Genomic DNA, 13,791 nt, shown 5'->3' with positions numbered 1-13,791 from the left:
GCATTGCTGGCTAAGCAGTCTTACCTAATTTAATCGGCCTGCTTTCAAAAATGCCGGATGCCTTGAGTTTATCTTTTTGATCGTATTTGTGCTGGATTGTATCCAAAAGCAAAACTCCGGTTAAAACCGCCATATAAAACGGGAGAATGGTCAGGAAATAGGCAATGCCTGTAATTGGCAGGCAGGCCAAAGTTTAACCTGAAATTCAATAAAGTTTAACCTAAAATTTAATATTATGAAAACGTTATTTTTTAAAAATGTAATGCCGGTTGCCACAGCTGTTCTGGCCATTGCAGGGGCCTTTGCCACTACTTCCATGCAAAGTGCATCAAGCGCTTTTCAATTAAAAGTTGGCTACATATTGGAAGCTGATGGAACATGTGATGTTGCCGTGGCATGTACTACTATCCCGTCACCTCAAGTTTGTAGACTTTGGTACCCTAGTGGACCGCAGGCCTTCGAGAGAGATCCTGTTACGGGGAATTGTGTAAGGGTTCTGTATCGTCCACTTTAATTAATTGGATTTAATAGCAACTGCAATGCGTTACATATTATGGAAACTGCATTGCAGGCTAATGCAGTCTTACTTAATTTAATCGGCTGTTTTCAAAAATGCCGGATGCCTTGAGTTTATTTTTTTGATTGGCTGGAGCGGGATTTATCCAAAAGCAAAATTCCGTTAGAACTGCCATATAAAACGGGAGAATGGCCAGGAAAACGTAATGCCCGTAACGGGCAGGCAGGCCAAAGTTTAACCTAAAATTTAATATCATGAAAACGTTATTTTTAAAAAATGGAATGCCGGCTGCCACGGCTGTTCTGGCCATTGCAGGGGCCTTTGCCACTACTTCAATGCAAAGCGCATCAAGTGCTTTTGCACCAAAAATTGGCTACTTATTACAAGCTGATGGAAGCTGTAGTGATATAGCCGTAATGTGCAGTGATATCCCAACTCAAACTTGTAGATTTGTTTATCCGAATGGTCCACTTGTCTTTAATAAAGATCCTGCTACCGGAAATTGTACTACTCTCTTGGGACGTCCACAATGATAAAGGATTTAGAGCAGCTGCAGTGCTGTTCCATAATCCGTATCGGCATTGCTGCTAACGCAATCTTATAATTTAATCTGTTGGAGTGGGATTTTTACCCTAAAAGCAACAGTTCTGATTAAGACCAGCATATATAATATGTCCCATCAGGATCCATTTGCCGTAGGGATCAATGGATCGATAGCTTTTGCTAAAATCCCACCTGATGGGACATTAAATACATGTCATAGGTGGGAAATATGTGTCGCAAGATTTAGTATAAACTGTAGGGGCATTCCTTAACCTGACAGGTACTGCAACTAAGTAATATTATGATTTTTGTACCGATCCGCGTTTTAAAACGTCAGGATACCTTGAGTTTACCTTTTTAATCGGCTGGGACTGGATTTTATCCAAAAAAAAAGCAAAACTCCGGGTAAAATTGCCATATAAAAACCGGAGAATGGTCTGGAAAACGCAATGCCGGTAACGGGCAGGCTGGCCAAAGGTTAACCTGAAAATTCAATAAAGTTTAACTTAAAAAAATACTATTATGAAAACGTTATTTTTAAAAAATGGAATGCCGGTGGCTACGGCTGTTTTGGCAATTGCAGGAGACTTTGCTACTACTTCGATGCAGAGTGTCCCCAGTGCTTTTGCACTAAAAACTGGTTACATCTTAGATACGCTGGGCGAATGTGATGTTGCCGTGATATGTAGTGATGTTTCACAACCTCAAGTTTGTAGAATATCATATCAATTTGGTGTGCAGGCCTATGGAAAAAATCCTATTACGATGAAGTGTAATCAAGTCTTGTATCGTCCACAATGACGATGTATTTAGCAGCAGTTACATCGCTGACGCAGTCTTTCTAATTTAATTGGCCTGTTTTCAAAAATGCCGGGATGCCTTGTGCCTATCTTTTTGATCGGTTGGAGCTGGATTTTATCCAAAAATAATAATTCCGGTTAGAACCGACATATAAAAAGGGAGAGGGGGAAGGAAAACACAATGCCCGTAACTGGCAGGCAGATAAAAGTTTAACCTAAAAATCAATAAAGTCTAATCTAAAAAATATTATTATGAAAACCTTATTTTTAAAAAACGGAATGCCGGTTGCCACCGCTGTTTTGGCCATTGCAGGGGCTTTTTCCACTACTTCAATGCAGAGCTCATCGAACGCTTTTCAAATAAAAGTTGGCTACGTATTGGAAGCTGATGCAACATGTGAAATTCCCGTGGCATGTACTACTATAGTTGGTCCTATTTGTAGATATACGTATCCGATTGGTTATGCGGCTTATGAGAAAAATCCTATTACGGGGAACTGTACAGCAGTCCTGTATCGTCCATGATGATATGGATTTAGCAACAGCTGCAATGCTGTTCCATATTATATGGAACGGCATTGCAGGGGTGACGCAGTCTTCCCTGATTTAATCGGCCTGTTTTCAAAATGCTGGGATTCTTTTTTTGTGCTTACCTTTTTGATCGGGAGTAGGATTTTATCCAAAGCAAAAAATTCCGGTTAGAACCGCCATATAAAAAGGGAGAGCGGCCAGGGAAAATGCAATGTCCGTAACGGGCAGGCAGACGAAAGTTAACCTAAAAAATACCATTATGAAAACACTATTTTTAAAAAACGAAATACCGGCTGCCACGACTGTTCTGGCCATTGCAGGGGCATTTGCCACTACTTCCATGCAAAGCGCATCAAGCGCTTATCAACTAAAAGTTGGCTACGTATTAGAAGCTGATGCAACATGTAATATTGCCGTGTCATGTGCTGATTTAGGAAATCAAGTTTGCAGACTTTGGTATCCGATTGGTGATGCGGCCTACGCGAAAAATCCTATTACGGGGAGCTGTACAAGAATCCTGTATCGTCCATAATGACAATGCATTTAGTAACAGCTGCAATGCCGTTCCATATTATATGGAACGGCATTGCAGGGTGACGCAGTCTTCCCTGATTTAATCGGCCTGTTTTCAAAATGCCAGGATTCTTTGTGCTTACCTTTTTGATCGGCTGGAGCTGGATTTTATCCAAAAGCAAAACTCCGGTTAAAACCACCATATAGAAACCGGAGAATGGTCGGAAAAACGCAATGCCTAACTGGAGGCAGACCAAAGTTTAACCTGAAATTTAATAAAGTCTAATCTAAAAAATACCATTATGAAAACACTATTTTTAAAAAACGGAATACCGGTTGTCACCGCTGTTTTGGCCATTGCAGGGGCCTTTGCCACTACTTCCATGCAAAGCGTATCAAGCGCTTATCAATTAAAAATTGGCTACGCATTAGGAGATGGATCATGTGATATTGCCGTGATGTGTAGTACTATCCCATCATCTCAAATTTGTAGATATTCGTATCCGATTGGTGATCCTGCCTTCGAGATAGTTCCTGCTACGGGGACCTGTCTAAAAGTCTTGTATCGTCCATTATGACAATGTATTTAGCAGCAAGCTGCATGCTGTTTCCATAACATGGAGCAGCATTGCTATTAATGTAGTCTTAATAAGTTTAATCGACCTGCTTCCAAAAATATAAGGATTCTTTGTGTTTATCTTTTTGATCGGTTAGAATGGGATTTTATCCTAAAGCAACAGTCTGATTAAAATCAGCATATAAAAGTCTGGACATGATATGTCCCATCTGGGTTCATTTTTTGCCGTTAGGGCTCAATGGACCGATAGCTTTTGCTAAAATCCACCTGATGGGACATTAAATACATGTCATGGGGGCATGTGCCATAAAGTATTTAGTAGCAGCTACATATCGTTCCATATAATATGAAACGGCATTGCTGGCGAATGCAGTCTTACCTAATTTAATCGGTCTGCTTTCAAAAATGCCGGGATGTCTTGAGCTTATCTTTTTGATTGGTTTAAGTGGGATTTTATACAAAAGTAAAATCCGGTAAAACCGCCATATAGTTTAACCTGAAAATTCAATAAAGTTTAACCTAAATTTTAATATTATGAAAACATTATTTTTTAAAAACGGAATGCCGGCTGCCACGACTGTTTTGGCCATTGCAGGAGCCTTTGCCACTACTTCAATGCAAAGCTCAAGCTCATCAAGCGCTTTTGTACCAACAGTTGGCTATGTGATACCTGAATGCGAAATTGCTGTTCTATGTAGTGATGTGCCAAGTTCACAAATTTGTCGTTTGTCATATCCTAATGGACTGATTGCTGCTGGTAAAGATCCTATTACGGGGGAATGTGTTCGTACTTTGTGGAGATATTAGTATAACAAAAGTGCCATTCCAGATTGTGGAACAGCACTTTTGTTATAATAGTCTTATGAATATTATGCTTATATGTTTTCAAAAATATCAGGATTTTTTGTATGTGTCTTTTTGATTGGTTTGTATGGGATTTTTATCTAAAGATAAAAGCTTTGCCAAAACCAGTATATAAAAACGGAGATGATCTTAGGAAAAAATAAATACCTATTAGGATGAAGAAGAGCAAAGTTTAATCTAAAAATAGTATTATGAAAACCCTTTTTTTAAAAGATGGAATGCCGATTGCCGCAGCTATTTTGGCCATTGCAGGGGGCTTTGCTACCGCTTCAATACAGATTGCCTCCGGCACTTTTACACCAAAGGCAGGCTACACATTAAATACGCAGGGCGAATGTAATATTCCCGTGTCATGTTGTGATGTTCCAAGTGCACAAATATGTCGTTCATGGTATCCTAATGGACCAATAGCTTATGGTAAAAACCCCCAGGGTCAATGTGTTCAGACCTTGTGGATTTGCTTTTTTTGATTGGCTTGAATGGGATTTTATATGGAAGGCGGAAGGTGTGATTAAACCAACATATAAATCTAAAAGCTGATCTCAGACCGAATATGGGTAGAAGAAAACAGATCAAAGTTTAATTAAAAATTTAATAGTATGAAAACGTTATTTTTTAAAAATGGAATGCAGATTATCACGGCTGTTTTGGCAATTGGAGGAGCATTTGCCACTACTTCAATGCAAAGCTCAGCAAGCGCTTTTGCACTAAAAATTGGCTACGTAGAAGAACCTGATGGAACATGCGGTATTGCCGTGACATGTAGTGATATCCCATCAGCTTATGTTTGTAAATTATCGTATCCTGCCGGACCGACAGCTTATGGTAAAAGCCCTATTACAGGGACATGTATTACTGTTTTGTATCGTCCACAATTATAATGGATTTAATAAAAACCGCGGTTCCGTTTCATAATCAGGAGCAGCATTACTGCTAACGCAGTCTTATATTATTTTAATTGGCCCTGCTTTCAAAAATGTCAGGATTCTTTGTGTTTATCTTTTGATCGGCCTGATCGGGATTTTCATCCAAAAGTAAAACTCCGGTTAGAACCACCATATAAAAATGGAGAGAGACCAGGAAAAACACAATGCCTGTAATTGGCAGGCAGGGACAGGTCAAAAGTCTAACCTAAAAATTTAATAGTATGAAAATATTATTTTTTAAAAATGGAATGCCGATTGCCACGGCTGTTTTGGCAATTGTAGGAGCCTTTGCCACAACTTCGATGCAGAGTACCTCTAAGAATTTTGCAAATGTCATTGGCTATAACTTAGATTCAGAGGGCTACTGTGACATTTCCGTAGAATGTAGTAATGCTGTATCACTTACCATGTGCCGTATAGTATATCCTAATGGACCTCTGGCTTTTGGTAAAAGTCTTCACGGAAATTGTCATAATATTTTGTGGAAGAGTACCCCATAAAAGATTTAGTATAAACTAATGCTTAAAAAACAGAGTAAAGTTTAATCTGAACTAATAGTATAAAAAACATTTTTTTTTAATAGAATGCCAATTGCTACAGCTGTTTTGGCTATTGAGAGCCTTTGCAATCACTTCAATGGAGAGTAATGCTAAGAGTCAGTAGCTGGATACACAAATGTAAAGTTGAATGTAATATTGAAGTGACATTTGGTGTCCGGTATTCGTTTTTGCTGCTTAGGAATATTAGGGCCAATAGCTTATGGAAAAGCACTCAAGAGTCTTCATACCCTCAACAGCCATAGGAATTTAATATATAAACAATGCCATTCCATTAGGAATGGCATTACTCTATACTTGCTTCCGGAATTACTTAATTCCGTTGTTGATCCATTCGGTGTTTTTTTCTTCTCTTAAAAAATATCCGAACCATTGTAATACTCTGCGAGTCACATCTTCCTGATTGGATGGTTTTGTAAGAGTGTGTCCTTCTTGTGGATAAAGAAGCATTATTCCTTTTTTGCCCAGACGGCGCATTGCCAGATAGTATTCAATACTCTGATGCCAGTCAACCAGTACATCTTCTTTGCCGGTCCATAACAATAAAGGTATCTGTAGATTCGTTATAGAAGCCAGTGGAGAATTACGACTGTAGTCTTCGGGGTTCTCCAATGGTGTTTTCCCCTTCATTCTCCACTGTTCACTATAAAAACGCCACATATCAGGTGCGCCGTTTCTCCATCCAATAGTAAGAAAAAAGCTAGTCAGATCTGTTATGGCGCCGCTGGCAATGGCGGTTTTAAATAGTTTGGTATGATTGATTATAAAAGTAGTTTCATACCCTCCGAATGAGTGACCCATTAATCCTATTTTATCCGGATCAATCATTCCCAGTGAAATTACTTTTTCAGTTCCTGCAGTAACACAGTCCAAAGCCGAAGGGCCGACATTTTCATCTTCGTGTAAAATATCGGGCAGGAAAACAAAATAGCCCTGTGAGGTAAAAATCGCAGGATTAAAACCAGTCTCGTTATACATAGTGGGTATTGAATAATTGTGGATATTGTCGGACTGTATTTCATAAATATTAACAATCATTGGGTATTTCTTTTGTGAATTATAGTCAGCAGGATAATATAGCACACCTTTTAATTTTTGATGTTTTGAATTTTCAAAATGAATCAGTTCGGCTTTTCCCCAATGGTAATTTTGATGCTGTGGATTGCTTTGCAGGAATGTATTTTCTTTACTTTTTCCATCTTTGAAAATTAGCTGTGGAGGAAGATTAAATTTCTGTCTGCGATACATTATTTTCTTTTTATCGGCAGTGTAATGCAGCTGATCAATATAGGAATCTTCAAAGACTATTTTTTCAGTACCGCTGTTTTTCCATATAAAATAACCGGTTTTTCCTTCACTGCTTTTAGCATTTAAAATGAGCTGCTTCTTTAAATCATAGTTGCCTGCTGTGTAACCATCATATATAACATACAGCCTGTTGTTGTTTGGAATGTCTCCAATACGATAGGTGATTTCTTTCTCACGTCCGTAGGTCAACCTTCTCGATGCGCTGCCATCAGGTTTTAGAGCCCATATATCATATTGGTCATAAAGCAATATTTCTTTATTGTCGGCACTCCAACCCGGGTTTCCAAATACGGAATTGCTAACTAAAAGTCGTACTTTTCCTGCGAATGCAGTGCCTGTACTGCCAGTGAGATTGGTATGAATGTCTTGCAGAATATCGTATGTCCACCAATTGTTGTCTTTAAAATAGGCAATATAACGTCCGTCAGGTGACGGAATAATATCAGGATAAGAGAAGGAAGCCTTGTTAAAGATTTTCTTTTTATCCATTGTGGTAAGATTCAGAAGATAATAATCACGAGGGCCTTCATAATTGAACTGCGGTTCATAGTCAAGCGGGTTGGATAAAAGTACATGCTGCTGGTCTCCTGAGAGTATAATTTTAGGAAGTTCTTCTGTCGTGAGCAGCGAAAATCCTCCTGTCATAGGCCGCCACATCATTACTTTTTCAGGTTCTGCCTGTTTACCGTCATTATTTTTCAAAGAATAGACCAATTTATCATTCACATTCCAGATTTCTGGTTCCGGAGAGGAGGAGTCGGGAAGTAAATTTGTTGCATTTTTCTTAATATGGAAAAAGATGCGCTGCAAATCATCTGAAATTATAACTTTATCCGATGACCTGATAATTGATGAATTTTCAGGAAAACCATTCTGTAAAGTAGGGTTAAATTCAAAAAGTTTCTCAAAATCAGGTCTATAACAAAAAAGTGATTCTATGGTATTATTTTTAGATGTCGAGAAAAAGGCAGCAGCTTTACTGTTTTTGCTCCAAACAAACTGGGTTGGTTGGTTTGAATTTGAAGATATAATCCATTTTTCAAAATTTATTTTTTTTAGATCTACAAGTAATAATGCATATTTTTCGTTCTTAAAAACGCTGTATATCAACTGTTGTCCATCGGGGCTGATTGAATATTGTACTGCATTGTCGATTGATTTCAAAATTTTCCCTGATGGCGACTGAATATGAAGTGTTTTATTCTTTGGGGAAGCCTTGTTGAGATATATAATTAAATTGTGTTGCTGTGAATATTGATATTCTGCTACACTAGGAATAGTTTGCTTTTTTCCATTTTTCAGATTTATGTATTGAAGGTCCTTTCCAGCCTGACAATAAAAAAAATCATCTTGTGTAAAAACGGAGTTCCGGCCTGAAGGTATAAAATAGGTTTTAGCATTGAATGTATTTCGTACAAATAAAGTGTCGCTTCCGCTAAGGAATGCCGCGATATAACTTGCCCAGTGCCCATCAGGAGAAAGCTTATCCATTTCGGTGTATTCCCATAGAGCGTAGTCTGTTACTTTTAGATCTTTTTTTTGCCCTGCCTGCCCCCGCAGAGGAGAGTTTATTAATGGCAAAATAAATAATAAAGCTAAAAATAAAAAGTGGTGTAAGATTTTGGGACCTGTGTATAAAGCTGTTGATAAGTGTTTTTTTTGCATGACTATTTTATTTAATACCTTAGATTCTGCAGCAGCAGATTAGGAATTGTATTGAATTCATTCTGTAAACTCGGAAAATGCCTTGTCTTAATCTTCCATTTTTTTTGCCCCACTTGCCCTCAGAAGAGAAAGGCATCTAATAATAAAACTAAAAATAAAGCGTGTAAGTAATATTTTGGAGATTGTGTATAAAATGGACTGACAGATTTTTTTGCATGATTGTTTTTTATTTAATACATGGGATTGGATTCTGAGGCAGTAGATTAGGGTTTGCATTTAATTCATTCTGTGGAATTGGAAAATGTTTCTTCTCACTGTCCATTTTTTTACCCAGCCTGCCCCCGTAAGAGGACAGGCATCTAATGGCAAAATAAATAATAAACTAAAAAATAGATATAAGGTTTATGACTCGCGCATAAACCAGAGTTAAATGTTTTTTGACATGCTTATTTATTTAATTATACCCGGGATTCTGCGGCAGCAGATTAGGGTTTGCATTTAATTCATTCTGCGGAATCGGAAAAAGCCTGTCATTACTAGTCCATCCCGGTTTTACAGCTGACAATGTATTGTCAAGCTCTCCGAAACGTTTGAGATCGAAAAAACGATGGCCGAATTCACTAAAAAGTTCCCATCTTCTTTCCTGCAGGATGGCATTTAAAATTTCAGCCTGGCTTTGTGCCGTTGTCTGACTAAGTCCTGCGCGTTCCCTGATTTTGTTTAGATCCTCTTTGGCTCCGGTAAGATCGCCCAAATGAGCGCGAGCCTCAGCGCGTATCAGGTACTGTTCTGCTAATCGGAACATAATTGAATATTCCCGGGAAGTAGGAGTATTATCACGCTCTTTATATTTGAAAGCATGATACCAGGTTGTGGTACCATCCGTAACAGATTTAATCCAACTGGATTTTCGAAGATCTGTAGCTGAAAAGGAATTTACCAAATTATCAGTAAGAGCAATAATTGGAGGACCGGATTCAAAAATAAATACGGTACCTTCTACGGTATTATTCCCAGGACTGGCCGATTGCAATTGCCAGATTGTTTCTTTTGAATTTATTAAAAACACACTATTCAAATCCTGCTCCAGTGAAAACAGTGCTGTCTGGTTCAACAGGACAGAAGCTTCACTGGCAGCCTCGGCATATTGGTTGTTGTACAGATATACGCGAGCCATAAGAGCGCGACAGGTAAACCTATTAGGGCGCACTCTTTGAACGGGACTATAGGTATCAGGCAGCATAGAGGAAGCGTTTTGCAGGTCTGCAATCAGGTTCTCATATACCTTTTGGGTACTCGTTCTTGGGACTTTACTATTTTTTCTGTAATCGGTCTCGACGATATAAGGGACATCTCCAAACAGGTTTACCAGATAAAAATGAATAAATGCCCGAATAAAGAGTGCTTCTCCCTGCAATTGTTTTTTATTTTGGTCTGAGAGATTTTTGCTGTTTTGTACCCCTTCGATTAGAGTATTAGCTGCATAAATCTGGTTATAGGCCACATTCCAGAAATCCTGTAATGTTGAAGTGGAAGGAAGTAGCCTGTTGTGATAGAAAGCTTCAGAAGGACTGGAGGGATCTTGGTAAGAATCGGTTTCATCAGTATAGTTCCCCAGCTGCAGAGATAAACCACCTCCATTAAGCATTCCGTTATCCCTTATTTTGGAATAGATGTCGGCTAGGGCAGCAGAGGCTGTCGCATAATTTTCAAATACGGCTGCATTATGGAGTTGCGATTTCGGAAGATCGGTTTCTACAAAAGAATCACAGGAAATCAGCAATAGCGAAAAGCTGGCCAAATATAACAGTTTTGTTATTAAATTTTTCATTTTTATCGATTTAAAACGTTAATTGTACTCCAGCACTAATCACTTTTAGAGGAGGTAAAAAGCTGGAAATAGATTCAGGATCACCATCTTCATATTTAGTAAAAGTAAGCAGGTTCTGTCCCTCAATCATTATTTTACAGGTTGTATCCTTAAGAGGTAATGGAAGATTATAGGAAAGCGCTATGTTTTTAAGACGGATAAAAGAGCCGTCAGTAACCGTTGCGCTACTGGTCGAATAATTATAATCAGCAATTACAGCGTCGTAGTTGTAGCCGGTGGTAAAGATTTGATAAGCCGCATTATCTCCGGGCTGTACCCATGAATCTTTTATTTTTTTATACTGGTTTAACATTGTTCCTGCCAGACCCAGTGGATAGCTTCGTTTTTTCTGTTTTGTGAACTGGAAAAGAAAATCAAGGTTCCATCTTTTATAGGTCAGTTGGTTCTGCAGACCGCCGAAAAATTTTGGATTAAGGTCAGCTATAACTTTAGCGTCTTCAGAAAGCGATATCACTCCATCCTTATTGAAATCTTCAAATTCATAGACACCAGTCTGAGGATTAACACCTTTATATTGATAAAGTATATTGATGTTTAACGGCTGTCCTATACGATATTGTTGGCTATAGGTAGAACCTTCCAAACCAGGGAAGCGCAGCAGTTTATTTCGGGCAAAACTGATGTTAAGATTGGTAGACCATTTAAAATCCGTTTTATTGAAATTGACCGTTCTAAGAGTCAATTCGAGTCCTTTATTTTCAACCTCTGCATCAAGATTGGCCTGTAAAGAGGCGAAACCTGTTGTTCCGGGCAATGGTATTCCTACGAGCTGATTGGAAGATCGGTTCTGATACCAGGATGCTGTTGTGAAGATGCGGTCCTGAAAAAAGCCCAATTCGAGTGCAACTTCCAGTTTTTTGTTGATTTCCCATCCAAAATCCGGATTAAAAAGTCTCGAGGGCTGAAGTCCGATCATCCCGCCATAGTCAACCCCGGTGGTGCTATACGTGTTGAGATACTGATAGTCACCAATCTGATCATTACCTGTTGTACCGTAACTCGAACGTATCTTTCCAAAACTTAGCCATTGGCTGTCTTGTAAAAAATTCTCACGAGAGAAAATCCATGCGGCTCCAACTGCCCCGAAGACCGCAAATTGATTCCCGGGCCCGAAACGGCTGGATCCGTCTCGTCTGGCTGTCAGGTTCAGCATGTAACGTTGTTGCCAGTTGTAGTTGACCCTTGCAAAGAATGCCTGATATTTGTATTGGGTCTGATCATTATTAGTTACTGTAATGTTTTTGGCTGCTGCCAAATTGTATATCAGGCTATTGGAGATGAAGCCAGATCCTAACTGATACAGGGTATTTGTAACCTGATTCTGAAAAGTCCCGCCAAGAAGAATATCCAATTTGCCTCCGCCAATTACCCTTTCGTAATTGATTTGAGGTTCTATGATCCACGAAGACCTGTCTGTATTATTGAAAAAAACTGACGAACGATCGCTTCCTACATTATAGATAGGATTATAAATTGTCGAAGGTATAGTTCGGGTTTCAATAGTATGCAGGTCAGTAAAGCCAAAACTGCTTTTTACAGTAAGATTGTCTATAATTTCATAGGACAGAACTGTATTGGCAACAAGATCATTGGTTTTGGATCGGTATTCGGCATTTAGATTGCGAAGAGGATTTTGCCAGGTGCCATTTTCCCAATTGAGGCTGCCATCAGCTTTGTAAAGAGCAGGACCATTGGGTGGAATAAACCGTACAATTGAGCTCAGATCAAAAGACGGCAGCTTATTGTTTTGGCTGTTATAGCCTCCCGAGAAAGAAAAGCGGAACTTGCCGTCTTCAGAGATGTGGTTTACGTTGAGCTGGGCCCCACCCTTTTTGTATCGGAAATCTCCAGGATAAATGGTGGATTCCTGATGGTAGCTGCTGCTTAACCTGAATTGGGTTTTATCGGAACCTCCTGATGCACTTCCCTGTACATCGTTTATCTGGGAGGTTCCTCCCAGGATTTCTTTTTGCCAGTCTGTATATCGATTTTGGTCCCAGGTTCCATTGATATCGTAATCGCGTCGACCATATTCTGTAAGACCGTCATTAATAAAAGCTTGTCTGCGCATGGCAAGATACTCCTGGGTATTCATTAATTTAATAAACTTGGTAGATCTGCCTGTTCCTGTAGAACTTGTAATATTAAAAGTTGTTTTTCCTTTTTTTCCTTTTTTTGTAGTGATGAGCACTACACCATTGGCTCCCCTGGATCCATATATAGAGGTTGCATCGGCATCCTTAAGCACTTCAATGCTTTCTATATTATCGGGATTAATGCTGTTAAGAGGGCTCGAAAAAGTTGGATAAGCGGTTGAAGTCTGACTTTCTCCGATGGGATCCGAAGAATAGGGCACACCATCAATGATATAAAGCGGTGAGTTTGCATCGCTGCGCAGGCTGTTTTGTCCGCGGATTTTGATGTCGAAACCTCCTCCCGGGGTTCCTGTGGTTTGTGTTATGTGAACTCCTGCCATTCGGCCCTGCATGGTAGCCAGCACATTGGTAACAGGCTGGTTTTCGATGTCTTTGGCTGTAACCCTGGAGATACTGCCCGTACGCTCGCTTTCCTTTACGGAATAGTATCCGGCGTTGACCCGGACCTCTTGCAGAGCCGTAATGTCAGGCTGTAGTGTTATGTTTAAAGTTCGACGTCCATTTACAGGAACCAGAGCGGTTTTGAACCCTATAAAAGAAACTACCAGCGTATCTGAGCCTGCAGCAATAATGTCATATTGTCCGGTATAATCGGAAATAGTACCTGAGTTGGCTTTGTTTTTTATGGCAATGGTGACTCCCGGCAAAGGATTGGCGCCGTCCGTGATAATGCCGTGAACAATGTTTTGCGAAGGATTGGGTTGCTGTTGCCTTAGTGAATTAGTTGCCAGAACAAAGGATGAAGACAAGAAACAGCCGAAAAAAATTAGGCAATAAAAAGCCTTCCAACCTTTGTAGTATGAAAAATTATTCATAATATTGGTTTAGTTAAAGTGAAACATTGATTTTGTTAGCTACGGTCCTCTATACTAGTTTGGTGACGAATTAGAGGGCCTTTTTTTATGTGTTAAATTTTATGGTATGGACTACCATTTCTGTTGAA

Annotated in this window: 14 protein-coding genes; 10 read left to right on the top strand and 4 right to left on the bottom strand. The window is 39.3% G+C overall.

Features of this window, described 5'->3' with window-relative positions; all coding sequences use genetic code 11:
- Positions 1–10 precede the first annotated feature (10 nt).
- Positions 11–190, bottom strand: a complete 180-nt coding sequence (locus tag ACEN92_RS05660) for a hypothetical protein (protein WP_495641397.1) — start codon at positions 188–190, stop codon at positions 11–13.
- 45 nt (positions 191–235) lie between these two features.
- Between ACEN92_RS05660 and ACEN92_RS05655 the strand changes: the two genes are divergently transcribed.
- The 10 genes from ACEN92_RS05655 to ACEN92_RS05610 all read left to right on the top strand — a co-directional run bounded on the left by ACEN92_RS05655 (position 236) and on the right by ACEN92_RS05610 (position 5,771).
- Positions 236–514 (top strand): DUF6520 family protein, encoded by a 279-nt coding sequence (locus ACEN92_RS05655; protein ID WP_495641396.1) that lies wholly within the window; start codon positions 236–238, stop codon positions 512–514.
- A 257-nt stretch (positions 515–771) separates the two neighbouring features.
- Positions 772–1,050 (top strand): DUF6520 family protein, encoded by a 279-nt coding sequence (locus tag ACEN92_RS05650; protein ID WP_495641395.1) that lies wholly within the window; start codon positions 772–774, stop codon positions 1,048–1,050.
- A gap of 532 nt (positions 1,051–1,582) precedes the next feature.
- Complete coding sequence (locus tag ACEN92_RS05645) at positions 1,583–1,861, top strand: hypothetical protein (protein WP_495641394.1); 279 nt, start codon at positions 1,583–1,585, stop codon at positions 1,859–1,861.
- A 251-nt stretch (positions 1,862–2,112) separates the two neighbouring features.
- Positions 2,113–2,385 (top strand): DUF6520 family protein, encoded by a 273-nt coding sequence (locus ACEN92_RS05640; protein WP_495641393.1) that lies wholly within the window; start codon positions 2,113–2,115, stop codon positions 2,383–2,385.
- A gap of 265 nt (positions 2,386–2,650) precedes the next feature.
- Entirely contained in the window at positions 2,651–2,923 is a 273-nt protein-coding gene (locus ACEN92_RS05635) for a DUF6520 family protein (protein WP_495641392.1), read from the top strand.
- A gap of 283 nt (positions 2,924–3,206) precedes the next feature.
- Complete coding sequence (locus ACEN92_RS05630) at positions 3,207–3,482, top strand: hypothetical protein (protein WP_495641391.1); 276 nt, start codon at positions 3,207–3,209, stop codon at positions 3,480–3,482.
- 533 nt (positions 3,483–4,015) lie between these two features.
- The gene (locus tag ACEN92_RS05625; protein WP_495641390.1) at positions 4,016–4,288 is read left to right on the top strand and encodes a DUF6520 family protein; all 273 of its coding nucleotides are present in this window, start codon (positions 4,016–4,018) and stop codon (positions 4,286–4,288) included.
- A gap of 248 nt (positions 4,289–4,536) precedes the next feature.
- A complete protein-coding gene (locus ACEN92_RS05620; RefSeq protein ID WP_495641389.1) occupies positions 4,537–4,815 on the top strand; it encodes a hypothetical protein in 279 nt (92 codons plus the stop codon).
- Between the two features lie 129 nt (positions 4,816–4,944).
- Complete coding sequence (locus tag ACEN92_RS05615) at positions 4,945–5,226, top strand: hypothetical protein (RefSeq protein WP_495641388.1); 282 nt, start codon at positions 4,945–4,947, stop codon at positions 5,224–5,226.
- Between the two features lie 266 nt (positions 5,227–5,492).
- Positions 5,493–5,771 (top strand): hypothetical protein, encoded by a 279-nt coding sequence (locus ACEN92_RS05610; protein ID WP_495641387.1) that lies wholly within the window; start codon positions 5,493–5,495, stop codon positions 5,769–5,771.
- A gap of 366 nt (positions 5,772–6,137) precedes the next feature.
- Here the strand turns inward: ACEN92_RS05610 and ACEN92_RS05605 are convergent, their stop codons facing one another.
- The 3 genes from ACEN92_RS05605 to ACEN92_RS05595 all read right to left on the bottom strand — a co-directional run bounded on the left by ACEN92_RS05605 (position 6,138) and on the right by ACEN92_RS05595 (position 13,663).
- On the bottom strand, positions 6,138–8,801 hold the full coding sequence (locus ACEN92_RS05605; RefSeq protein WP_495641386.1) for a S9 family peptidase: 2,664 nt from the start codon (positions 8,799–8,801) through the stop codon (positions 6,138–6,140).
- Positions 8,802–9,255: 454 nt separating this feature from the next.
- Complete coding sequence (locus ACEN92_RS05600; protein WP_495641385.1) at positions 9,256–10,632, bottom strand: RagB/SusD family nutrient uptake outer membrane protein; 1,377 nt, start codon at positions 10,630–10,632, stop codon at positions 9,256–9,258.
- A 10-nt stretch (positions 10,633–10,642) separates the two neighbouring features.
- A complete protein-coding gene (locus ACEN92_RS05595) occupies positions 10,643–13,663 on the bottom strand; it encodes a SusC/RagA family TonB-linked outer membrane protein (protein ID WP_495641384.1) in 3,021 nt (1,006 codons plus the stop codon).
- Between the last annotated feature and the right edge of the window lie 128 nt (positions 13,664–13,791).

The organism is Flavobacterium sp. Flavsp81 (assembly GCF_059491325.1).
The sequence above is the reverse complement of the archived record's forward strand: the minus strand, read 5'-3'. Positions and strand labels throughout refer to the sequence as shown.